This is a genomic window from Weissella koreensis KCTC 3621, from assembly GCF_000277645.1.
In genome coordinates this window covers 138612-163330 of the sequence record NZ_AKGG01000016.1, presented here as the reverse complement: position 1 = coordinate 163330, position 24719 = coordinate 138612, and the positions used below count along the sequence as shown (strand labels likewise).

Genomic DNA, 24719 nt, shown 5'->3' with positions numbered 1-24719 from the left:
GGGGTATTGCCATGAATGAACACAGCTTTAAGGTATCCATCGTGACACCAAATGGCGTGGTCTTTGAATATGATACCGCCACACTTGTTGTGTTACACACAACCGGTGGTGAGCTAGGTATCATGGCAAATCACGTTCCAGTTGTTGCCTCATTGGAAATCAGTGAGATTCGGGTTAAGGATGATGATTCAGGTAAACGTGAACGTTTGGCCGTAAATGGTGGATTTGCAGAATTTTCAGATAATATGCTGACAATTGTGGCAGATTCATCTGAACGTGCTGCTGAAATTGATGTTGCCCGAGCTGAATCAGCCCGTGAACGTGCTGAGCGCGTTTTGCAATCAGCTGAAGATGAACGTGAAGTGAAGCGCGCGCAATTAGCCTTGCGTCGAGCAGTCACTAGAATCCACGCTGCTTCAGTGCAATAACGCTAGTCAGATGAAAAAATGGGTAGTTATGAATTATTTATAATTATCAATTTTTAAAAATAAGGGTTTTAAAAATAATTTTTTGAATTCCTTTAAAAAAGGTTAGAACGTTTTGTTCTGGCCTTTTTTTGACTAAAAAAATATCAGTTGATCGCTTGATTTAATAGGAATGGACAAATTTTTTAAGTAAGTGTTTTTATAAAAATGTATCGTTTTGCATTCGCATATTGAGCTATTTTTTGGTAAGATTAGTGTTAGAAAAAAGTAGAGGATGAGCTTAAATTATGATTGTATTATCAGGAACTATTGGGGCGGGTAAAACCAGCCTGGCAACGCTTTTGGCTGAACATCTCGGTTCACAGGCTTATTATGAATCGGTTGATGATAATCCAATTTTGCCATTATTTTATGAAAATCCACAGAAGTATGGTTTTTTGCTACAAAATTATTTTTTAAATAAGCGTCTAGAAAACATTAAAGATGCTCAAGGATCGCATTTAAATATCATTGATCGATCTATCTTTGAAGACCAATTACTATTTCAATTGAATGCCGATTTGGATCGGGCTACTCAAACAGAAGCTGAAATTTATCGAGATCTATTACATAATATGATGGAACAAGTTGATGAATCTGAAGATGCCGTTATTAAAAATCCTGATCTATTGATCTACGTGAAAGTTTCATTTGAAACAATGTTAAGTCGGATTCAAAAAAGAGGGCGTTCATTTGAACAAATTGATCAAGATCCTTCGTTGTATGAGTACTATCAAGAATTAACAAAACGTTATACAGAATGGTTTGATCAATATTCAGCATCACCAAAATTAATGATTGATGGTGATAATTTGGACTTTATTGAACATCCAGATGATTTAGAAAAGGTTTTCCAACTCATTGATAATGAAATTAAGACATTAAAAGTTGAGGATTAAGATATGTTGGATATTAAATATTTACGAAATAATGCAGACGAAGCTAAGGAACGCTTAGCAGGTCGAGGAGTTGCAGCTGAGGATGTTGATGCCTATCTAGCTGCTGATACGAAACGCCGGGACTTATTAGTTCAATCTGAGGAGATGAAAGCACGCCGTAACAAGGTTTCTGATGAAATTGGACAAAAGAAGCGAGCTAAAGAAGATGCCAGTGCCGTAATTGCAGAAATGCAGCATGTTTCAAAAAGTATTAAAGAATTAGATGATCAAATTCTTGCAATTGAGTCTGAATTAAATGATCGGGTTTTACACTTTCCTAACTTGCCAGAGGCAACCATTCCAGTTGGACCTAATGAAGATTCTAATCGTGAAGAGTATAAATGGGGTGAGGTTCGTCAATTTGATTTCACACCTAAGGCTCACTATGAGATTGGGGAAGACCTTGGTATTTTAGATTGGGAACGAGGAGCTAAGGTTTCTGGGGCACGGTTTGTTTACTATGTTGGTCAAGGAGCCCGACTTGAACGGGCGATTTATAACTTTATGCTAGATGAGCATCAAAAAGAAGGTTATACCGAAATGATTACGCCTTACATGGTTAAAGATGATGCTATGTATGGAACTGGTCAATATCCTAAATTTAAAGACGATGCTTACCGTGTTGGAACTAATTCAGACATGACCTTAATTCCAACTGCGGAAGTACCTTTGACTAATTATTATCGTGAAGAAGTTATTGATGCAGACAAGTTACCCATCTCAGTAACGGCACTATCACCTTCTTTCCGCCAAGAAGCTGGATCTGCAGGGCGAGATACACGTGGTTTAATTCGCATGCACCAATTCAACAAGGTTGAAATGGTTAAGTTCACAAAACCCGAGCAATCATATCAAGCATTGGAAGAAATGACAAAAGATGCAGAAAACATTCTTCGAAAGTTGGAATTGCCATATCATGTTTTGACACTGTCAACCGGAGACATGGGCTTCTCAGCTGCCAAAACGCATGACTTAGAAGTTTGGATGCCTGAACAAAATCTTTATCGTGAAATTTCTTCAATTTCAAATACTGAAGCATTCCAAGCACGTCGCGCTAAGATTCAATATCGAGATGATGATGGTAAGCTTCAATATATCCATACTTTGAATGGATCTGGATTAGCTGTTGGCCGGGCTGTAGCAGCCATTTTGGAAAATTACCAAAATGCAGATGGAACGGTTACAGTTCCAACCGTTCTACGCCCATACTTTGGTGCTGATATAATTAAGCCTGAAGTTTAATTTCAAAATTAAAAAGATCAATTAGTTCGTTTTTAAATGAATTAATTGATCTTTTTTTTTGTATAAATATATTAAAAAAACATAAACGTTACGAATGTTACGTAAAATCAACTTATTTTTTAACATTTTTATGTAACTAATTGGTGAATTTTATTTAATAAAGGCTTTACAATAAATATTGTAAGGTTGTGAATATATATAAATTAGCCCAATTTAGGAAAGGTGATTTTATGTTGAGTGAAATTAAGCATCGGGGCCGACCTAGGAAATATGACGATCCAAAGGAAGCACAACGGGTCGCTAATCAACGATACCGTGCCCGACACCGGCAACAAGTTAATTATTTAAACGATCGTAATAAAACAAAACAATTCATATTGAAAGAAGCAACGAAAGAAGATTTAATTTTAGTAGACTAATGGCGATCAGATCGCCGTCAATTAGATAATTGATGATCTATTAATTTATTCGTTAAAAAGGAAAGCAGAGAATTTCATTCTGCTTTTTTTTAATGAGTTCGGTTAAGCGCTATAAAAGAATTGAATTAAAAGTAAAGACCTATTAATTTAAATATTTATAGACTAATTTTGAGTTGAAAAGTTTTGATTGCTGGATAATCTGTTAAAATTAAGGTTAGAAGATTTTATTGTATTCAGCACAAGATAAGGGAGCCAAATAATATGAAAATTATTGCTTTTGGAATTCGAGAAGATGAACAGGTTGCAGTAGATGTTTGGATGACTAAGCATCCGGAGGTTCAGGTGCATACTACCAGTGAGTTACTGACACCTCAAACTGCTAAAATGGCAGAAGGTTATGATGTTGTTAATATTTTACAAGCTGGAATTCCGGTAGGTGAAGAAACGTTAAGCCAATTACATGACCTAGGGATTAATATTTTGACACTACGAAATGTTGGAACAGATGACCTTGATTTTGATGTTTTAAAGAAATATCAATTTAGTGTGTCAAATGTTCCACGTTACTCGCCAAATGCAATTGCTGAACATGCAATGATTCAGATGTCACGTTTATTCCGGCATATGAAGCAAATGGATATTAAAGTTTATAATCACAATTTAGCTTGGGCACCAACAATTGGACGTGAAGTTCGTAAACAGACGATAGGAATTGTGGGAACTGGAAATATTGGTCGGGTTGCTATTCAAATTGCCCAAGGGTTTGGGGCTAAAGTAATTGCTTATGATAAGTTCCATAATCCTGAAATTGAGGCAGCGGGACTTTATGTCGATACCCTTGATGAATTGTTTGAACAAGCTGATGGTATTTCTTTGCATGTTCCAGGATTACCAGAAAACCATCATATGATTGATGAAAATGCTATAGCAAAAATGCGCGATAAGGTTGTCATCGTTAATGCTGGTCGTGGTAATTTGGTGGACACGGATGCTGTGATTTCCGGGTTAGATCAAGGTAAAATTGATGGATTTGCGATGGACACTTATGAAGACGAGGGCGGATTGTTTAATGTTGATTGGACTGGGAAAGAGTTCCCTGATCAACGAGTTGCGAATTTAATAACCCGTGATAATGTGATTGTTTCACCACATACGGCCTTTTATACTTGGACGGCTTCAGAAGAAATGGTTGAACAATCATTAGACGCTGGATTGGCTTATACACAAGGACAAGTCCCTGAGCAGGCTGTTAAATTTTAATATTTAAAGGGCGAAAGATTAAATAATTGCAATAAACTTTCATATTTTTATAAGAAGAATGTAAAATGATTGCTGAAATCGCTAATATAATTGAATAAAAAGCTTAGATGCGTTAAAATTATTATGTAGAAGAGTGTATGTAGTTTCACATGACCTTTTCAGAACACAATTGCTTTGTTTAAATTTAGATAAAAAAGGGGATATATAGAATTATGGCAAAGATTTTTGCATACGGAATTCGTGATGATGAAATTCCAGCGTTGAACCAATGGCGCGAAGAAAACCCAGAAGTAACAGTTGATTTTACTGATCAACTATTAGATGCTGAAACTGCTAAGATGGCTGAAGGCTACGATGCAGTTGATGTTTATCAACAATTAGATTATACTCGTGAAACTTTGGCTGCTTTGCATGAAGTTGGAATCAACAAGATGTCATTGCGTAACGTTGGAATCGATAATATTGATTTGGAAGCTGCTCGCGAATTTGGCTTCAGCATTTCAAACGTTCCAGTTTACTCACCAAATGCAATCGCTGAACACTCAATGATCCAAATGTCACGTTTGCTACGTCGGACTAAGGCTTTGGATGCTAAGATTGCTCGCCATGACTTACGTTGGGCTCCAACAATTGGTCGTGAAATGCGTATGCAAACGATCGGAATTATCGGAACCGGTCATATCGGCCGTGTTGCAATGAAGATTGCTCAAGGTTTCGGTGCTAAGATTGTGGCATATGACTTGTACAAAAACGATGAAGTTGAAGCACAAGGTTTGTATGTTGATACATTGGATGAATTGTACGCACAAGCTGATGTTATCTCATTGTACGTTCCTGGTGTTCCAGCAAACGATAAGATGATCAATGCTGAATCAATCGCTAAGATGAAAGACGGCGTTGTTATCGTTAACTGCTCACGTGGAAACTTGATTGATACTGATGCAGTTATTGATGGTTTGAATTCAGGTAAGATTTCTGATTTGGCAATCGACGTTTATGAAGATGAAGTTGGATTGTTCAATGAAGATTGGGAAAACAAAGAATTCCCAGATGCTCGTATCGCTGACTTGATCTCACGCGAAAACGTACTTGTAACCCCACATACTGCCTTCTATACAACTAAGGCCGTTTATGAAATGGTTACACAATCACTTTCAGCTAGCTTGGATTTCATCAATGGTGAAGTTCCTAGCATCGCTGTTGAATACTAAGATTGTTTTTTATAAATTCATGTAGACATTAATAAGACGCTAAGCCGTTCTTTTATGACCGATATTGATAGATAACTAAGTAAGTTGTTACATTCGAATCTGTTATGATTATGGAATCTCGGCGTCTTTTTATATTGGAGAATAGGATTATGAATTATTTTGATGGAAGTTATCAACTAAAAGTAAAAGATTTTTTCTTTAAAATTTTGAGTGGATCAGCCCAAGGAATTTTGATTGGGGTGCTACCATCCGCTGTTTTGAAATATATTTTAAAATTATTTATCACGCCAGGAGTTACGAACTGGGCTACTGATTTAAATGCTATTTTGGTTTTGTTCACTTCATTTATTCCGCTTTTGATTGGGGTATGTGTTGCTTTGCAATTTAACATGAAGCCATTGGATGTTGGAACATTAGGAATTGCTGTGGCTGCTGCTTCAGGTGCTACTAAGTGGGCTACGGCACCTAAAGGATTTGTTAATCCTGTAACAGGAGTTGCTTCAAAAGTTCCTGCAACGGTTTATATGACGTCTGGAGCCGGCGATGTTATTAATGCAATGATCGTTGCAGCCATCGGTGTCTTAGTGATTTGGTTAATTGCTAAGTACCTATGGGGATTCGGAGCTGTTGCTATCATCTTGACACCGATCGTTGTTGGTGGAGGAGTCGGATTGATTGGAAAAGCAATCGCTCCTTATGTTGGAGATGTGACAACTTGGATTGGAAACATTGTTGAGACATTTACAACATTACAACCAGTTCCTATGGCAATGTTGATTGCAATGGCTTTCTCAATTATTATCATTACCCCAGTTTCAACGGTTGGAATTGCCTTGGCTATTTCATTAGCTGGTTTGGGTTCTGGTGCAGCTGGAGTTGGAGTTATTGCAACTACTGTTGTCCTATTGATTAACTCAATTAAGGTTAATAAGAAGGGAACATCAGTTGCCATCTTCTTGGGAGCGATGAAGGGAATGATGCCTTCAGTGTTTGCTAAGCCAGCAACAATGATTTCATTCTTAATCACAGCTGCAATTTCAGGAATTCCAGTTGCATTGTTCAATGTTCAAGGAACCCCTACTTCAGCTGGATTTGGTTGGATTGGAATGGTTACACCTATTCAATCAGTTGCGAAAGACGCCGCTGATGCACAATGGATTACTAACTATGTTAACCCAATGATTTCAATTGTTGTCTTCTTCGTTGTTCCAATTATCGTGGGATTTGTGGTTGACTTCATTTTGACAAAGTATTTAAAGTTGTATAAGCCTTCTGACTTTGCTCAAGAAATTTAAAATTAAAATAAGAGTGCTATATAACATTTTGATAAAGAAGTTGGAACTATTTTGTTTCAGCTTCTTTTTTAGTTTATAACACGGGGAATGCCAATGCAGGAAATGGTTTGTAACTTATTAGTGATAAAGATATAATAAGAATAGTTTTTTAAAATTATGAATAAAAATTATGGAGATTCAGTAGATGAACCAAACGATCGCGGGTACACAATATAATTGGACCGATTTAATTATTCCACTAATTGCTATTTTGGTTGTTGCGTTAATTATCACTTCAATTCAAAAATTATTACATAGGAAAACAACCTTTGTTTTAACAACGGCTATTTTATTGATAGTTGGGGGAGTTGGTGTAACAGCCTATAATGCAGACATCTTTGATGTGCAGGCGTGGGTGGCTCAGCATCGTAATCAATATGAATCTAAGCAGGTTCAAAAAAAAGCTGTAATCAAAGTTGATCGAACACAAATTAAAAAAATGGTGATGCGTGATCAAAATAAAACTGACAAATTTGAAAAAGTTGGATTTGTTGCAATTCCATCGCAGGCCATTCTTTTGCCTATCTATAATGATGCATATTCAGTTGACGGTTTGAATTTAGGGGCCGATTATGCCAATCGTTATGCTCAAGATCCACTAGGTAAAAATATTCCAGTTATGGGACAAGGTAACTATGGGTTGGCTGCTCATAATTTTAATGACGGTAAAACAGGATTTAGTGGTCTGCAAGAAGATTTAAATAATGACGCGCCTTACTTAGTGAATGGTCAGTTGGGTGAGTCTGACTGGTTAAATGGTCAATTTGTCTATATGGCTAATGAAAAAGGGATTTATCGCTATACAATTACTAATCAAGTCGCTAAAGAAGAAACTGCGTCTGATGTATTAGCACCAACGGAAAAATCAACATTAACAATTGTAAGTTGTCTCTTTCCAACGATTAGTAAGCGAATTATAACTCAGGCTGATTTAACTAAGTCTTACACGTGGGAACAAGCACCAGATAAGATAGTAGGGTATTTTAATTTAAAAGTACAAAATACGAATGCCCGGGCCGATTGGTTTAATCCTGGAACTGAAGAAGGGGCCAATGGGGATGCTGGTGGAACTAAGACAGTGCAAAAATAAGGAGAAGAAGATTGAAAACAATTGCGTTTGATACATCAAATCAGCCCTTGACGGCGGCTGTTTTTAAAGATGGAGTCTTATTAGAACAACTAGAAATGGATTCAACTAGAAATCATTCAGAAAAATTAATGTCAGCTATTGATCAATTATTACAGAACCAAAATTGGACCCCTCAAAATCTAGATCAAGTAATTGTTAGTCAAGGACCTGGCTCATATACAGGATTACGCCTAGCAGTAACGACGGCTAAAACTTTGGCTTTTACGCTTCAGTTGGAGTTGAGAGGTATTTCTGGATTAGCTTTGTTAGCATCTAATGTTTTGGATGATAATACATTGATTATTCCGATGATGGACGCCCGAAATGAGAATGTATATACAGGACAATATCGTTGGCAAGCGGGGCAATTAATGATGGTAGAATCTGATCGTCATAGTTCAATTTATGATTTACCATTAGCGGTCGGTGATCAACCAGTAGTTTATGTGGGTGAATATCATAAGTTTAAAGAGATGCTTCAAAGTAAGGTTCCTCAAGCCAAATTTGCAACAGATAATTTACCACATGCAACTAATATGTTTAACTTAGCTCAGAATGTTACACCTTTACGTGATTCTGTAGAAATACATAATTTTAATCCGAATTATTTACGTGTCACTCAAGCTGAAGCAGATTGGCAAGCCTTACATCCGAATGTAGAGAATAAAGATTATGTTGAAAAGATTAAATAAATGGTGGTCTCGTAAACAAAGTTCGACTTTACCGGTGGAAGTTCAAAATTTTGTTCAAACGATGACAATTGGTGGGCAAGAATATAGTCTAATGGTGGCGCAGTTAAATGATGCTGTTGATATGTTTGATATCGAAGAAGCTGCTTATGAAGGTAGTACACCATGGCCATTAGAAGTTTTTGAAGATGAAGTGATCAGGACGAATGAACGTTTATATTTGGTTTTACGAGCTAAAGAAACGGGTTCGGCCTTAGCTTATATTGGGGCTAATTTTGCGGCTGGTAAAAAGACTACACATATTACGAACATTGCTGTGCATCCACAATGGCAAAATCGAGGTCTGGCTAAAGCGCTATTGGCCTATGTTATGTCTTTGTCTGTACAACATCATTTTGAGCGAGTGACCCTGGAGGTTCGTGAGGATAATGTTATAGCTCAAAACTTATATGAAAAGCTTAATTTTAACGTGATTCGACAACATCCTGATTATTATGATGATCATGAAGCAGCGTTAGAAATGATGGTTAAAGTGGGCGGTGCGGCTAAATGACTTTAGCAGTGGAATGGACTAACGTACTACAAGTGGATGAGGTTTTTGATTTGACTAAGCAAAGTTATCAAGGGCATGGTTGGTCGAAAGCGGTTTTTGCTGCGGACTTATCCCAACCAACGGCGTGGTATTTTGGTGGACGGATAGATGGTAAATTAATTGCTTATGTTAGTGCTAGTCTGGTTTTAGATGAATTATCAATTACAAATGTGGCAGTAGCACCTGATTGGCAGCAACAAGGAATTGGGCGATCATTAATGATGAGATGTTTGGATCAATTTAAACAACCTCTCAGAATTTTGTTAGAGGTTAGAGCTTCAAATCAAAAGGCGCAAAAATTATATCATCATTTAGGCTTTGAGACTTATTATATACGTGAAAATTATTATCAAAATCCAGTAGAAGCGGCTCAATTGATGGATTTAAAAATTAATGGATGGGGAGAATAGAAGATGACTGATCGAATTATCTTAGCTTTTGAATCAAGTGCTGATGAAACGAGTGTGGCAATTGTTAAGAATGGGAACGAAATCCTTAGTTTAGAAATTGCGACACAAATTAAAAGTCACCAACGCTTTGGGGGGATTGTTCCTGAAGTAGCTAGTCGACATCATATTGAGCAAATCACCCTGTTAGTTGATGCTGCTTTAACAGATGCTAAATTAACGTATGATGATCTAACTGCAGTTGCTGTAACATATGGTCCTGGATTGGTAGGGGCTTTGTTAATTGGAGTAACTGCTGCGAAAACAATTGCTTGGGCACACGGATTACCCTTGGTGCCTGTTGTGCATATGGCTGGGCATATTTCAGCTGCGCAATTTGTGGAACCAATTCAATATCCAGCTCTCGCTTTGATGGTTTCTGGTGGGCATACTGAATTTGTTCTGATGGAATCTGAATATGAATATGTGGTTGTTGGTGATACTCGGGATGACGCAGTTGGTGAATCATATGATAAAGTTGGGCGCACGATGGGTTTGCCTTATCCAGCTGGTAAAAAGATTGACGAAATGGCGCATCAAGGGACAGATGAATATAAACTTCCACGGGCTTTGATGAATGATGGAAAATTAGATTTTAGTTTTTCAGGTCTTAAGAGTGCAGTTATTAATTTAAAGCACAATGCTGATCAACGTGATGAAGAATTGAATTTGATTAATCTAGCTACTAGTTTTCAAATGGCGGTGTTAGATATTTTACTAACGAAAACACGTCAGGCCTTAAAAACTTATCCAGTAAAAATGCTAATTGTGGCAGGCGGAGTTGCGGCTAATCAAGGACTACGTGATGGCCTTGATCAGTTGCTGACGGAATTTACACACACACGTCTAGTCAAAGTCCCATTGCAATTAGCAGGAGATAACGCTGCAATGATCGGGGCAGCCGGAGACATTGCTTATCGTCATGGAGAGCGTGCTAGTTGGGACTTGAATGCTAAGCCGGGATTGGATTTTGATTATCTATCGCCTGATTTAGAGTTTAAAGTTCCAGGAGTTGAAAATAATATTTAACAATAAATAAAAAGGATCTAACAAGTTTTGTTTAGGTTCTTTTTATTTATATTTAAGTCTTTATTTTCACAATTATTGTATTTTTATAGAAATATAAAATAAAAAATGTATTATCTTTTTTTAAGATATAGGGTTAAAGGAAGGTGTTTTAGATTTACATAATAGATTTTAATGAATAAAAATGTTGACGAACACTTGTGAAAGCGTTAACATATGAATGTAAAAACTTATTTAATTTTAATCAGTTTTTAATGTTGATGTCGATTGAACTTATTTATTCAGGAGGAATAGTTTAATGAAAAAGCAAATAATAACCACCGGATTAGTGATTGGATTACTTTTTTCAACAACAGCATTAAGGGCTAGTGATGTATCTGCGTCTGAACAGGATAATAAAACAACACAAATAGAAAAAGATCCTCAAGAATTAGGCGTAGTTACTTCAGGAGCATTAAATGTATCTGGATCTGGTGCAAATGGATTGCAATTACAAGGAAATAACAGTGTTACTACAGGGGAATTAGATTTCCATTATACTGGTAAATCAATTGTTTCAATAGGGGTTAACGAACAGACTGAAACAGTTTTCTCGGTTCCAAAAGAATTACAAGAAATAGTTAATGACCCTAGTTTTAATAATTATGTTTCTGGTACATTTCAGTTCAATAATGGGACTACTAGTAATTATGATTCACATGATATTAGAGTTGAAGATGGTGGAGCAACTATTCGTGTAATTAATCCAAATGAATCTTGGGTTTTCTCAGCTACGTTTGATGTTCATTTGAATTTTAACTTAGGACAAATGGTCACTGATACAGGGATGCGAGTTCCTGATGCAGAAAACAATTCAAGTTACATATTCAATGCTGGTTTGATTGAAAAAAATTCAGTAATTAATTGGGACATAGTTAATAAATATAATACTAGTTACACTTTACCAACTCATCAATTAGATCCAGGTTGGGGATTGCTACATCGCATTCCTACGGTTGAGGATGTATATGACGTAGATACTACTATTACTGGAGAAGGTGAACCTGGAGCTAAGATACAGGTTAAGGTTGGAGATGAAGTCATTGGTGAGGGAACAGTAGATAGTAATGGAATTTATGAAATTGAAATTCCTAAGCAAAATGTAGGTGTGACCATCAATGTTATACAAAATACAGGGGTTGGTTGGAGCGATGCAGCTTCGACAATCGTCAAACATAAGAATGTAGATATTAAAGCACCGGTGGTTACCGATACTGTATATGATACTGACACTGTCATTAAGGGTACAGGTTATGAAATTGGGAATACTATTATAGTTACCGATCAAAATGGAAATGAAATAGGTCGTGGACTTGTCGGCGCTGACAAAACGTTTAAAGTGACTATTGAGCCTCAAAAGGCATATAAAATCTTACATCTAGTTGAGACCAATGGAACCGAAACTAGTCCTGCAACGGAAGTTACAGTTCATGAGGGGCAACACAATGATGATAACGAAATTACTAGTATTAATCCATACTCAATTAGTAATAATGACGGATTTATTTATGGCACTTATAGTGGAAATAATGCTGTAAGTGTAAGGGTCAACATAGATGCAATTCCTCAAACAACCGTTGGGATTACGCCAGGAAATGGCAACTTTAAATATTACGTTGGAAATTTGGTTACTAATACAGGTCAAGCTGTATCTGTAAGTATCTTGGATGGAACAGGTAATGCTATTGATACACAATCAGTGACGATACTACCTTAAATGTCGATAAAATATAATGAAAAGCATGACTAAATTCGATAGATGATAGTCATGCTTTTTATTATATTTATGATAAACGAGAGGTATTAGTTCCTAAGAATAAATAAGATAAAATATGAGATTATAAATTACTATTACAATAAACGAAACAGTTTTTGTTCTACAAAAAACGTGTTAATCTCGAAGTAGTTAGAAAGGGATTAATTATGAATAAGATAAAAGTTATGTTTGTTTTTGGGACACGTCCGGAAGCAATTAAAATGGCTCCGATTATTTTAGCTTTAAAGCAACAACAGGAACGTTTTGAGGCGATTACAGTTATTACGGCACAACATCGTCAAATGTTAGATCAAGTTTTGAATATATTTAAAATAAAACCAGATTACGATCTAAATATTATGCAAAAGCAACAATCTCTTAGTCAAATTACTAGTAACGTAATGATTAATCTTGATCCTATAATAGAAAAAGAACACCCAAATATTATCTTAGTACATGGAGATACGACGACGACTTTCGCGGCTAGTTTGAGTGCTTTTTATCATCAAATAATGGTTGGTCATGTTGAAGCGGGGCTACGAACATGGGATAAATACAGTCCTTTTCCTGAAGAAATGAATCGGCAAATGACGGACGTTTTAAGTGATATATATTTTGCCCCTACGACATTAAGTAAAGAAAATTTGATGTTAGAAAATCATTCAAAGGATCATATTTATGTTACAGGTAACACGGCCATTGATGCTTTAAAACAGACAGTTCAAGAAGAATATGTTAATCATCCGTATGAGTTGAAAAAAGATGATAACCGCATGATTTTGGTAACTATGCATCGACGAGAAAATCAGGGAGATCCTATGCGAAGGGTATTTGGTGCTATTCGTGAGGTAGTAGATCAATATACCGATGTAGAGGTGGTTTATCCTGTACATTTAAGTCCCGTTGTTCAAAAATTGGCTCATGAAGTGCTAGGTGAGCACGATAGAATTCATTTAGTAGAGCCGATGGATGTAATTGACTTTCATAATATCGCAGCACAAAGCTACTTTATAATGACAGATTCAGGGGGAGTTCAAGAAGAGGCACCATCACTTGGAAAACCAGTTTTAGTCTTGCGAGAGACAACTGAGCGTCCAGAAGGTGTATCAGCTGGAACCTTGAAATTAGTTGGGACTGAAGCTAGTCAGGTTAAAGATGCTATGAAAGATTTATTAGACAATTCAGCGTCTTATCATAAAATGGCAGCAGCAAAGAATCCATACGGAGACGGACACGCATCTGGGTACATATTAAATGCAATTATAAAAGAATTGGGTTAAAGTACTTCCCGTTCTTAAAAAATTAGGCATAATGTCAAAAACAGTAGTAAACAGCGAAGTCCATTTTCGCTATTTACTACTGTTTTTTTGTTTTAAATGTTGATTATTGCATTTATAGAATATATTTTTGTATATTTCTTGTATGTGTGCCTACAATTATTCAGAGATACACTGCTGTTTTAATTGTAAAGGGGAGAAACGATGACTAAATACGTAAGAATTGGTTATGCTCGTGTGTCTTTAGCTGAAAAGCAAAACTTGGGTTTGGAATTACAAGTGAGAGCTTTAAAAAAATCAGGTTGTAAAACAATTTTTAAAGAAGAGGTTAGTGGTAGTCTTGATGAAAGAAAGCAAATGCAAAAAGCTATAGATCTGTCAAAAGATTATAGTAGGCAAGTATATAATGTAATATTTTATATTTACAAATTGGACCGTTTGGGTCGTCATTCTAATCGAGCTATTCAAATTATAGAAGATTTAAATAAAAATGGCGTAGAAGTAGTTAGTATCAAAGAACAATTTGATACATCCACTCCAGTAGGTGTTTTGCAATATCAAATGTTAGCAACTTTTGCTGAATTTGAATTAAATACAATCAGACAACGTACTAAGGAAGGCTTAGAACAAGCACGGTTAAATGGTAAAAAGCTAGGGCGCCCCGCTTTATCACAAAGTACTAAGGAACAAATTATAGATTTATATAGTAATTCTGATTTTTCGGTTGTAGATATTGCGCAACAAGTTAATGTAGGTGTATCAACTATATATAAAATTATAAAAATATCCGGAATAAATAATAGACGAAAAAAATGAATAAATTTTAAATTATAAAAAAAGAGTTCTACTGACGTAAGTCATAATAGAACTCTTTTTAATTTTATCTTCAAATAGCACATCTATAAAACGTTCGTTTTATAGAATATATTCTACACCATGAAATAGCTATCTGCAAGTACTTGAAAAATACAATACGTTTACAATTATAATTTATAAATATATTTTTATATTTGTGAAAAATATTTTTTTACCCAAAATAGCACATCTATAAAACGAACATTTTGTAGATGTTGGATTGCGGGGGTGTTTTTTAGTATGAATATTGTAGGCTTTAGAAAAAAAGAACAACGGATTTTAATTTCTAGTGCTTATGGGGAAAGTCAATCAATTAACTTTAAATTCGAAAAAACTGAGATTAATGATGCTTTTTCTTTAGTTGAATTTCATGTTTTTTTGTTTGATAAGAAAATTAATGAGCCAGATTTAATGATTGACAATAGGGTAGTAAGTCCGAATACATCCGGACAATTTCCTTGGTGGATTTTGGCTAAAGACAAGGTGGTCTTGTCTAGTCAAAAAAAAGAATTGAATGACGTTGAGATCTATAAACAGTTTGTAAGACCCAATACTGAACTATTAGGGATTTCAGATATTGGCAAGATCTATGCAAGTGGTCTATATGATAAACATGAATTAGTTAGCGGTATGATGTGGAATGATAAAAATCCTAAAATTTGGTTGATCATGACTCTTGATCATAATAGATTGTTCGATTTGGTGATGGATCAAAGTTTTATCACGGTATCCGATAAAATTAATTTTAACCAGATGAACCATGCTGATTTTAATACACAGGATGGTGAAAAAAATCGTTTTTCGGGAATTTATTCGTTTGGAAAGTCTAAACGTTACCTGCCTTTGAAAGATGAGGGATAGGTCGACCATGTATATTGAGGGAAATGATAAGGATCATTGGGCATATTTAATTGAGAAGCGTTGTTTTGATCTTGTATGCTCAGCCTTGGGATTGCTGGTGTTGTCACCTATCTTTTTAATTATTATGGTAGCAATTAAATTTGAAGACCCTAAAGGATATATATTTTTTTCACAAATGAGAGTTGGAAAAAATGGAAACGTATTTAAAATGTATAAATTCAGATCCATGAAGGTTGATGCGGAGAAAGAACTAGTAAAGCTAAAAGATAAAAATGAAGTTAAGGGCGCCATGTTTAAGATGAAAAATGACCCGCGAGTAACAACTGTGGGCAAATTTTTAAGAAGAACTAGTTTAGATGAGTTGCCCCAATTAGTGAATGTTTTGATTGGAGATATGAGTTTGGTTGGCCCTCGTCCGCCTTTGCCAAATGAGGTACTAAAATACTCATCGCGTGAAAAAAAACGTCTTAGGGTTAAGCCAGGATGTTCAGGATTGTGGCAAGTTAGCGGAAGAAATGAATTGAGTTTTGATGAAATGATTGAATTAGATTTTAAGTATATTACACAAAGAAGTTTTGGATTAGATCTTATGATCGTCTTGAAAACAATTGTTCAAATGATTAGACCAAGAGGGGCATATTAGAAATGGTAAATATGGAAAAGTTAGGTACAAGTGTCCTGAAAATTATTTTAAAAAAATACAGTGTATATATATTATTGTTAGCTATCATTTCAGGAGGAATTACTACTTTTATAGTTGAAAAAATTTCACCAAGTCAATATATTGCGACAAATCAGGTGATTATTTCACCAAAAACTAATGATGCACAAATGGATCTTAAATATGTCAGTACGTATAAAGAATTGTTAACAAATGAGATCATTTTGGACAAAGTCCATAATAATCTCAAGCGTAGCAACATTAATCGTAGTACACATGATCTGCAGAAAGAATTGACAATTTTAACAGATACTGATTCTCAAATCGTAACGATTCAAGTTGCAGATAATTCAAAAAATGAAAGCATTAAGATAGTGAATGCTTTTGGGTTAGTGGCGCAAGATGAGTTGCCAAAGTTAATTACGACTAATAAAAGTAAGCTTTTGAATGGAACTGATCAAGCCTATCGAATAGGAAATATAAATAAAATGCAATTAATGCTGATAACTAGTACGATATTTTTTGTTTTTTACTTCCTTATAATTGTCCGAATTATTTTTAAGAGGAATAAATTGTTTTTCCCTGAACAAGTGGCGGATATTTTGAGAACTAAAAGGCTATATCAGTTTAATTGAAATTCTAAAATTCGGCGTAAATGATTAGTAAGGATATTATTGATGCAAAATGACAAAAAAATGGTCTATATAATTGGGGTATTATTTTGTATCATGCCCATTATTGAGACCTTAAATGGAGTGTTTTTAGGACATCATGTATCAGATGTATATAGAATTTTAATGATTTTTGTGGTGCTTTTATTTTTGTTTGTGTCTAGTGATGTTGTATACATGCAGACGTTTGAAATGATAGGCGTTTTGCTTACTTATTTGACTATAGCTGTATTGCAGATGTTAGTTATTTATCATTCATCAGTTCCCTTTTTGAGTGATTTAAAATCATTATCTAGAATTATGTTGTCTTTTCTATACTTTGCATATTTTTATAAAGCTAATCTTTTAGGTCTGATTAGTCAGAAAGATATTAAAGTGTATCTTACAATTATTAGTTTTTTATATGCGTTGATGATGTTCATCCCATTTCTTATGGGAAGTGGTTTGGCTACTTATGATGTTCAAGGTAGTGGTTTGTTATCGGCTAAAGAAGGTATTGGATTTAAAGGCTACTTTGTGGAAGTCAACTCGTTATCAGCTATATTAATGGGATTATTGGTGTTTTTAGGCGAAGAAGTTCTTAGCTATATCAAAATAGCAAATCGTAGAAATATCATTGTAAATGGATTTTTATTTCTTGCGGTATTAATTTCTCTATTGTTAACTGCTACGAAAACTGGAATGATTTTCGGAATCGTTTATCCTACTTTTTTGATTTTAAGATCTCTTGTAGATCACAAAGTATCAACAAAAGTTAAGAAAAATATTTTGATAACCATTGTAGTTATTATGATTTTGGCATGGCCATCGATTATACCAACACTTTCTAATTCGGTAAATGGATTGGTATCGCGAGGAATGTATTTTTATCAACAAATGGATGGTAATATTGTCCAATTTATTACAAGTAATCGATCAAACTTTGTGCGAGATAATTTCAATGAAATGATCCAATCTGGTAATTTTTTCTTTATACATTTTTTGGGTACTGGATATTATTCAAATCCACAAAATGTTTTGATGAGACGGGTCGTTACTGAAATGGATATTTTTGATTTTTATTTTAGTTATGGTCTGATTGGCTGTTTAGTGTATATAAATTATTTCAAAGAAAGTTTTAAAAATTTCTGGAATAGATCAAAAGATAGTGTTAGTTGGATGCTGGTGACTATGTTTGTTTATAGCATGTTTGGGGGCCATGTGTTCGTTAATGCAATGTCAAGTAGCATTTTAGCTATTGCATATGCCTATTTTGTTATTGATGATTCAAAAGGAAAGGAGGCATTGGAATGAAATGTTTTTCAGCGATAATATATATTTTTTTAAATAACATTCAAGTTCCTTATAGACTTAGTCGAATTGAACGTTGTTTTAGAGGAATTAAAAATTTTTATGCTAGAAAATTATTTGATAATGTGGGAGAAAATGTCTCGATTAGGCCCAAAACGAAGATATCTTACATGAAAAACATATCAATTAGTGATAATTCTAGTATTGGTGATCGTAGTCAAATTATTGCTGCAGCCAAAATTAAAATTGGATCAAATGTAATGATGGGGCCGGAAGTTTTAATTTTGACACAAAATCATAATATCGTAGGACAGAATAAGTTATTAATTGAAGGAGGAGTAAACAAGAAAGCTGTTTATATTGGGGATGATGTCTGGATTGGGGCAAGAAGTATTATTTTACCGGGTGCTAAATTAAATCCAGGGATCATAGTCGCAGCTGGTTCTATAGTTGTAGGCAAGGAATACCCGGCATATGCGGTCATTGGTGGAAATCCAGCTAAAGTGATTAAATATCGTAAAGAAAGTGATCAGGATGTATTAAATGAATAATAGGATGAAAATTATAAAAAACTATTTGTACAATATGTCATATCAACTTTTAACGATCTTTTTACCTTTAATAACGATTCCGTATATATCTAGGACAATCGGTGTTGTAGGAGTAGGAGCAAATGCATATACAAATGCTGTGATGTCCTATTTTCTATTGATTGCCAATCTGGGTATTAATCTATACGGAAATCGAACAGTTGCCTATATTAGGGATGATGAAGAAAAATTATCCAAATTTTTCTTTGAGATCCAAATTTTAAGGTTCTTATTAGTTTTCATTGTCGGGACAATATATTTAGGATTTGTATTTTTATTTGGTGGATCATATAAGTCACTATTTATTGCTCAAGGTATTGCTATTGTAGCCACGTTTTTTGATATATCCTGGTTGTTCATGGGTGTGGAAAATTTTAAAAGCATTTTTTTACGGAATGTTTTTGTAAAGTTGGTTTCAGTAGGGTTAATTTTACTGTTAGTGAAGAACAAGCATGATTTGTTAATGTACGTTCTAATCTTGATGTTGTCTACATTATTTGGAAATATTATTATTTGGCCAACAATTAGCAAATATATTAAGGTTTCTCGATTTAATTTTAAGGATTTGAATTATAAACAGCATATTAAGGCAACAATGAGCTTTTTTTTGCCTCAAATTGCGATTCAAATATTTTTATTTTCAGGTAGAACCTTTTTAGGAATAGTCGATTCGGTTAATGCGTTAGGCTATTTTGAAAGCGCTGATAAAGTTATACGAATTTTATTAGTTGTGATTACATCTATTAGTACAGTAGTCATGCCTAAAATGGCTAACATTTACTCGTCAGGCGATGGTAAGAAAATACCTGAGTATTTGAAAATTACGTTTGATATCATATCGGCTGCCACATTGCCCATGTTATTTGGAATTATTGGGATAGCAAAACCTTTTTCTGGCTTCTTCTTTGGGCCGGCTTTTAATGGGATTGATAAAGTGATGCAAATCGTTGTTTTTGAAATTATATTTATTGCATGGTCAAGTGTAACTGCGGATCAGTATTTGGTGGCAACCAATCAAATGAAAACATATATAAAATCGTTAATATGTGGAGCTATATTTAATGTTCCAATGAATTTTATTTTAATATCTAAGTTTGGATTGTATGGTGCTTGTATAACAGCTGTTTTAACAGAATTTGTGGTTTTTATTATTCAGTTGAATAGTGTAAGGAAAAAAATGAACGTTAAAATTTGGTTTGTAAATGTTCCTAAGTATTTATTATCTAGTTTGGTGATGTTAGGAATACTGGTGTTGCTCAATGATATATGGCCTAACACGATTGTCAGTCTTATTTTAAAAATAATTGTCGCGATGATTGTTTATGTTATTTTATTATTTTTGCTAAAACCGACGTCTTTAAATTATATTAATCAGATTTGGGGTAAAAAGGTATTCAAATGAAAGAGAGAACGCATAAATTGAAACGAGAAGTTTTATTTGGAGTTGGAGTTGATCCATTAACTTTGCAAGAAACGGTTTCTCTAGTGGAGCAAAAGATTCGTGATAAAAAACCGACTCATTTGCTGGGAGTCAATGCAGATAAGATTAATGGTTTGGGTATCGATGATAAATATGACGATATTATAAAGAATGCTGAGATTATTAATGCTGACGGGGCATCATTAGTAATTGCTTCTAAGATATTGAAACATCCTCTTCCAGAACGTGTTGCTGGAATTGATTTAATGCAAAGCTTATTGGATATTTCAGAAAAAAAGAATTACTCAGTTTATTTTTTGGGATCCAAACAAGAGGTTGTAGAAAAGATGTTAAGTAATTTCCATAGTGATTATCCTAAGTTAAATGTTGCCGGTTATCGAAATGGTTATTTTACGGAAGCAGATTGGCCGGCCGTTAGTGAAGAACTAAGGAAAAAGCAACCAGATATTATATTTATTGGAATAACATCTCCAATAAAAGAATATTTAATTGATTATTTAATGAGAGATTCAGTTAATTCTATTTTTATGGGTGTTGGGGGGAGCTTTGATGTCCTATCAGGTAATATTAATCGAGCACCAATGTGGTATCAAAATCATAATTTAGAATGGCTTTATAGATTATCACAAGAACCCAAAAGATTATTTAGGCGTTATCTTTTTGGCAATATTAAATTTATTTTATTAGTACTACGAGAGAAGCTGCTAGGTGGAAACCATGATTGAAAATAATTTTTCTAAAAATGTTGATCAGTTAGTTAATCAATTTATCGCTGATACGGGTATCCCATATCAAGTACAAGATAATGTTATTGGAATTGTTCCAGTTGAAGAAAGCGATGAATATGATTTATTTGTGGGTCAATTGGCTATAAGTCTATCAAAAAAACTAGATTCTATTTTATTAATAGATGTCGATTATCAAGCAAGACAAAAACGATATTTATCAGATGTTACTTTCGATAATTCTAAAATACAGTATGTAAATGCAGATAAAATTGAGGCAAAATATTCAGATTTTATTAAGCTCTTGATATCAGGTGAGAAAAATCAGCTTTCGTTTAAAAATTTTGATGTTGTTTTAATTAGATATAGAAAGAATATTTTTGAAACAGAGCCTTTTATTTTGAATAAACAGAAGAAGCTTATTACATTAATGGATATGAATACTCTCAAAAGAGATAGGTTAATGAAGATCAGAGAAGCCGAAAATGCTTATTCATTAGATTATCTTGCACCAGTTTTATTTAATACAAAGAAGAGGCGATTTTTATGATACTAGTCATATCTAATATGTATCCATCAGATAAATATCCTAATTATGGGGTATTTGTAAAAAATTTTGTTGATGAATTATCTAATTCCTATGAAACAAAGGTTATTTCGATCACTAAAAAAGAATCCAAAAAAGCAAAGTTATTTGGATATCTTCATTTTTATTGGTTGATTACAAAAAATTATATTTTTGGAAATTTTGATTTGATATATGTACATTATGCAGGTTATAACGCTCCACCGGTTTTATTGGGTAAATTATTTAATAAAAAAACACCGCTCATTGTAAATGTGCATGGTAGTGATGTAACGCCTGAAAAAAAATTAGAAGAACGAACGAATTTTCTTACTAGAATGTTAGTTCATCGAGCTGATCTAACGGTTGTTCCATCAACGTATTTTCAAAAAGTGGTGGTTGATAAGTATGGAGATGTACCAACATATGTTTCTCCATCATCTGGGATTAATCTATCTTTATTTCAACCACATCAAAAGCGAAAAAATACCGATGAATTTACGCTTGGTTATGTGAGTCGTATTGATCAAGATAAGGGGTGGGATATTCTGTTGGAGGCTGTTCATAATCTTAAAAAAGACATTCCTAATATCAGATTGATTATGGTTGGTGGCGGTGCACAAGAAAATGATGCTATTAAAAAGATTGATGATCTTAAATTGAACGATTATGTAACAAAAATTAAAATGTTGAGTCAATCTGAACTTGTTGAAATTTATAATTCTTTGGATGCATTTATATTTCCAAGTACTAGGGATGGAGAAAGTTTGGGATTGGTGGGACTGGAAGCAATGGCATGTGGTATTCCGGTAATTGGTAGTGATTTTGGTGGAATTCAGACGTATACAGTTGATGGACATAACGGTTTTCTTTTTAAACCAGGTAGTTGTGATGATTTAGAAAAAAAGATTATGAAATTTTATCGGTTAAATATACAAGAGCGAAGCGAGTTCAGTAATAATGCGATTCATACAGCAGCTAATTATGATAGTAATGTCGTAAACGAAAGGTTAATCGAAAAATTAGCTACCCATTTGAATGGGAGATAATCTTATGAATTTTAATAAACAGACAACGGCGTATTGTAAAGCTATTGCAATCATTTTAGTTATTAGTGGACATTATCTGCATTTAATAGGAATGGATAATTTATATACTATGAATTCAGGAGCTATTGGTGTTGGTATGTTTCTATTTGTTTCTGGTTATGGATTAGAAGCATCTATAGAGAAGGTTAATTTTCAAGCTGATTTATCACAGCTAATGCGAATTGTAAGCTTAATCATCGTATATGAATTCGCTACAATTTTGAAAATAATTATCACAATCTTTATGCATATGAATCAAGGTGGGAATTTAAAAGAATTATTTATCTTGGGTTTTAGAAGCGATCTAGACCCAACTATGTGGTATATGTTTTTCATAATATTTATGTATTGTGCGTTTTATGTTGTGCATTATTTAATAGAAAACATTTTCATCAAATGGATTATTATGCTCATTTGTGGCCTTATATTAGCTGGAGTATCTCACTATATTAGTGCGTCATTTTCTTTTGCTTTAGGGGTAGTAGCTTTTGATTTAAGAAACAATGAAAAACTTTTTAATGTTATAGCGATTATTTTAGCTTTTATAAGTAGTTTCATTCTATTTGGATTTATTAAGATACCCTATGATTTTGTGATATCTTCTCCAGCAATTAACATGACGATATTAGTAGTTTTTGTGCCAATTTGTTGTATGAAATTGCTAAACAATTTAAGTGAAATAAACGGGTTAGATTTTTTTTATGCAAGTTTAAAGCAGATTGCTAAATTATCGTTTGCGTTGTATCTATTTGAGGGATTTGGATTTAGTAATCCGGTATTTAGCAATGTGATTGTTAACTATCGAATATGGGGGATTCTATCATATCTCTTTATTTTATTGGTAGTAGCATATTTATTTACAAATTACATTATTAAGCCCTTGAATTATCGTAATTTGACAGATGCAATTAGTGGGTTATTGAGGTGATCTTATGACGAAAATATTATTTGTTACTTCTGGTGTATTACCAGTTCCGGCGACATCGGGTGGTGGTGTTGAGGGAATTATTGAAACGATCATAGATAATAATGAAGAAAATAAAGATTATGATATAACGATTGTTTCATCCTATACAAAAGAAGCAGAAATGGAGGCTGATCGATATAGCTCAACTTCTGTGGTATTTACAACTCCAGATCATAAAGTTAATGACGTGATGCGTTGGCCTACTAAAATAGGTAGGCGCATTATTGAAAAAATAACGCATCGTCATATTTGGTTCAATGAATATCCAAAAATTATTAAAAGAACTAAAGAACTTTTAAAATCAGAGAGGTTTGATAAAGTAATTATCATTAATTACGGTCAGATGATTATACCTCTAGTTCCCTATATTCCAAAGAATACCGAAAAAATATTGTATTTGCACAATGATAATTTTAATCAGAAGACGATTTGGGCTGAAAAAATTTTAAGTAGTTATGATCATATTATTACGATTAGTAATTTTTTGAAAAACCAGATAAAGACGGTTGATCTACCAAATTCTGTTGCTGTTGACACAGTTCATACGGGGATTTTCAAACAAAAAGTTTCGAATGATGTAAAGATATTAAGGGATAAATTGAAGATTAAGGATGATGAATTTCTCGGAATATATATTGGTAGATTACATCCTTTAAAAGGCGTTCAATTCGCATTGGATGCTTTGAAATATCTACCTGATAATTTCAAATTACTAATTGTGGGTGGAGTTTTTTATTCTCAAAATAAACAAAGCTTATTTTTAAGAAATTTGAAAAAAGAATCTAAAAAATATAAAGATAGAGTCATTTTTACAGGGTATTTGGATCCTAGTGAAATACCTAGATATATTAAAGCTAGTGATGCGGTGATTGTTCCGTCTATTGTACAAGAGGCGCTTGGACTGACAGCAATTGAGGCGCAAAGCTATGGGACGGCCTTGATTTGCTCTGATAGTGGTGGGATTCCCGAAACGCGTACAGATGATAGTTCAATCATGATTCAGTACGACGAGAATTTCTCTAAAAACATCGCTAAAGCAGAACAATTTTTACAAGAAAATCCATTGCGCAGGAAACAAATGATTAAAAATGGTTTGGAATTTTCGGAAAATTTTAAACTGGATGATTTTTATAGAAAATTTGTAGTTACGTTAGGTAACTAGATTTGGTTTTAAAAGGAGATG

At 34.0% G+C, this 24719-nt stretch carries 26 protein-coding genes; all 26 read left to right on the top strand.

Annotated elements, in window-relative coordinates:
* Positions 1–5: 5 nt before the first annotated feature.
* The 26 genes from JC2156_RS07375 (at position 6) to JC2156_RS07250 (ending at position 24698) form a co-directional block, all read left to right on the top strand.
* Positions 6–428 (top strand): F0F1 ATP synthase subunit epsilon, encoded by a 423-nt coding sequence (locus JC2156_RS07375; RefSeq protein ID WP_416236435.1) that lies wholly within the window; start codon positions 6–8, stop codon positions 426–428.
* Between the two features lie 284 nt (positions 429–712).
* Complete coding sequence (locus JC2156_RS07370; protein ID WP_006846005.1) at positions 713–1363, top strand: deoxynucleoside kinase; 651 nt, start codon at positions 713–715, stop codon at positions 1361–1363.
* A 3-nt stretch (positions 1364–1366) separates the two neighbouring features.
* Positions 1367–2644 carry a serine--tRNA ligase gene (gene serS / locus JC2156_RS07365; RefSeq protein ID WP_006846004.1) on the top strand — a complete coding sequence of 426 codons (1278 nt, stop codon included), beginning with the start codon at positions 1367–1369 and terminating at the stop codon, positions 2642–2644.
* 230 nt (positions 2645–2874) lie between these two features.
* The gene (locus JC2156_RS07360) at positions 2875–3063 is read left to right on the top strand and encodes a hypothetical protein (RefSeq protein ID WP_006846003.1); all 189 of its coding nucleotides are present in this window, start codon (positions 2875–2877) and stop codon (positions 3061–3063) included.
* A gap of 261 nt (positions 3064–3324) precedes the next feature.
* Positions 3325–4323, top strand: coding sequence for a D-2-hydroxyacid dehydrogenase (locus JC2156_RS07355; RefSeq protein ID WP_006846002.1), 999 nt, complete (start codon positions 3325–3327; stop codon positions 4321–4323).
* A 212-nt stretch (positions 4324–4535) separates the two neighbouring features.
* Positions 4536–5534 carry a D-2-hydroxyacid dehydrogenase gene (locus JC2156_RS07350; RefSeq protein ID WP_006846001.1) on the top strand — a complete coding sequence of 333 codons (999 nt, stop codon included), beginning with the start codon at positions 4536–4538 and terminating at the stop codon, positions 5532–5534.
* A gap of 149 nt (positions 5535–5683) precedes the next feature.
* On the top strand, positions 5684–6829 hold the full coding sequence (locus JC2156_RS07345) for a PTS sugar transporter subunit IIC (protein ID WP_006846000.1): 1146 nt from the start codon (positions 5684–5686) through the stop codon (positions 6827–6829).
* A 184-nt stretch (positions 6830–7013) separates the two neighbouring features.
* On the top strand, positions 7014–7958 hold the full coding sequence (locus JC2156_RS07340; RefSeq protein ID WP_006845999.1) for a sortase domain-containing protein: 945 nt from the start codon (positions 7014–7016) through the stop codon (positions 7956–7958).
* Between the two features lie 11 nt (positions 7959–7969).
* Positions 7970–8689 carry a tRNA (adenosine(37)-N6)-threonylcarbamoyltransferase complex dimerization subunit type 1 TsaB gene (gene tsaB / locus JC2156_RS07335; protein ID WP_006845998.1) on the top strand — a complete coding sequence of 240 codons (720 nt, stop codon included), beginning with the start codon at positions 7970–7972 and terminating at the stop codon, positions 8687–8689.
* Positions 8670–9239, top strand: a complete 570-nt coding sequence (gene rimI / locus JC2156_RS07330) for a ribosomal protein S18-alanine N-acetyltransferase (protein ID WP_006845997.1) — start codon at positions 8670–8672, stop codon at positions 9237–9239. Before tsaB ends, rimI (JC2156_RS07330) begins: the two co-directional genes overlap by 20 nt.
* Entirely contained in the window at positions 9236–9688 is a 453-nt protein-coding gene (gene rimI / locus JC2156_RS08945) for a ribosomal protein S18-alanine N-acetyltransferase (RefSeq protein WP_006845996.1), read from the top strand. Before rimI (JC2156_RS07330) ends, rimI (JC2156_RS08945) begins: the two co-directional genes overlap by 4 nt.
* Positions 9689–9691: 3 nt before the next feature.
* Positions 9692–10753 carry a tRNA (adenosine(37)-N6)-threonylcarbamoyltransferase complex transferase subunit TsaD gene (tsaD, locus tag JC2156_RS07320; RefSeq protein WP_006845995.1) on the top strand — a complete coding sequence of 354 codons (1062 nt, stop codon included), beginning with the start codon at positions 9692–9694 and terminating at the stop codon, positions 10751–10753.
* 295 nt (positions 10754–11048) lie between these two features.
* A complete protein-coding gene (locus tag JC2156_RS07315; protein ID WP_006845994.1) occupies positions 11049–12506 on the top strand; it encodes an Ig-like domain-containing protein in 1458 nt (485 codons plus the stop codon).
* Between the two features lie 206 nt (positions 12507–12712).
* The gene (gene wecB / locus JC2156_RS07310) at positions 12713–13825 is read left to right on the top strand and encodes a non-hydrolyzing UDP-N-acetylglucosamine 2-epimerase (RefSeq protein WP_006845993.1); all 1113 of its coding nucleotides are present in this window, start codon (positions 12713–12715) and stop codon (positions 13823–13825) included.
* Between the two features lie 201 nt (positions 13826–14026).
* Positions 14027–14638 carry a recombinase family protein gene (locus JC2156_RS07305; protein WP_006845992.1) on the top strand — a complete coding sequence of 204 codons (612 nt, stop codon included), beginning with the start codon at positions 14027–14029 and terminating at the stop codon, positions 14636–14638.
* Positions 14639–14917: 279 nt separating this feature from the next.
* Positions 14918–15538 (top strand): hypothetical protein, encoded by a 621-nt coding sequence (locus tag JC2156_RS07300; protein ID WP_006845991.1) that lies wholly within the window; start codon positions 14918–14920, stop codon positions 15536–15538.
* Positions 15539–15545: 7 nt separating this feature from the next.
* A complete protein-coding gene (locus tag JC2156_RS07295) occupies positions 15546–16181 on the top strand; it encodes a sugar transferase (RefSeq protein WP_038241288.1) in 636 nt (211 codons plus the stop codon).
* 11 nt (positions 16182–16192) lie between these two features.
* Entirely contained in the window at positions 16193–16834 is a 642-nt protein-coding gene (locus tag JC2156_RS07290; protein ID WP_238530597.1) for a YveK family protein, read from the top strand.
* 42 nt (positions 16835–16876) lie between these two features.
* Positions 16877–18163 carry an O-antigen ligase family protein gene (locus JC2156_RS07285; protein ID WP_006845987.1) on the top strand — a complete coding sequence of 429 codons (1287 nt, stop codon included), beginning with the start codon at positions 16877–16879 and terminating at the stop codon, positions 18161–18163.
* A gap of 167 nt (positions 18164–18330) precedes the next feature.
* Positions 18331–18711, top strand: coding sequence for an acyltransferase (locus JC2156_RS07280; RefSeq protein WP_238530596.1), 381 nt, complete (start codon positions 18331–18333; stop codon positions 18709–18711).
* Entirely contained in the window at positions 18704–20152 is a 1449-nt protein-coding gene (locus JC2156_RS07275; protein WP_006845985.1) for an oligosaccharide flippase family protein, read from the top strand. Before JC2156_RS07280 ends, JC2156_RS07275 begins: the two co-directional genes overlap by 8 nt.
* The gene (locus JC2156_RS07270) at positions 20149–20916 is read left to right on the top strand and encodes a WecB/TagA/CpsF family glycosyltransferase (RefSeq protein ID WP_006845984.1); all 768 of its coding nucleotides are present in this window, start codon (positions 20149–20151) and stop codon (positions 20914–20916) included. Before JC2156_RS07275 ends, JC2156_RS07270 begins: the two co-directional genes overlap by 4 nt.
* Positions 20909–21466, top strand: a complete 558-nt coding sequence (locus JC2156_RS07265) for a hypothetical protein (RefSeq protein ID WP_006845983.1) — start codon at positions 20909–20911, stop codon at positions 21464–21466. The genes JC2156_RS07270 and JC2156_RS07265 overlap by 8 nt, the downstream gene beginning before the upstream one ends.
* Complete coding sequence (locus JC2156_RS07260) at positions 21463–22530, top strand: glycosyltransferase (protein ID WP_006845982.1); 1068 nt, start codon at positions 21463–21465, stop codon at positions 22528–22530. The genes JC2156_RS07265 and JC2156_RS07260 overlap by 4 nt, the downstream gene beginning before the upstream one ends.
* A 4-nt stretch (positions 22531–22534) precedes the next feature.
* On the top strand, positions 22535–23497 hold the full coding sequence (locus tag JC2156_RS07255; RefSeq protein ID WP_006845981.1) for an acyltransferase family protein: 963 nt from the start codon (positions 22535–22537) through the stop codon (positions 23495–23497).
* 4 nt (positions 23498–23501) lie between these two features.
* Complete coding sequence (locus JC2156_RS07250) at positions 23502–24698, top strand: glycosyltransferase family 4 protein (RefSeq protein WP_006845980.1); 1197 nt, start codon at positions 23502–23504, stop codon at positions 24696–24698.
* Positions 24699–24719: the final 21 nt, after the last annotated feature.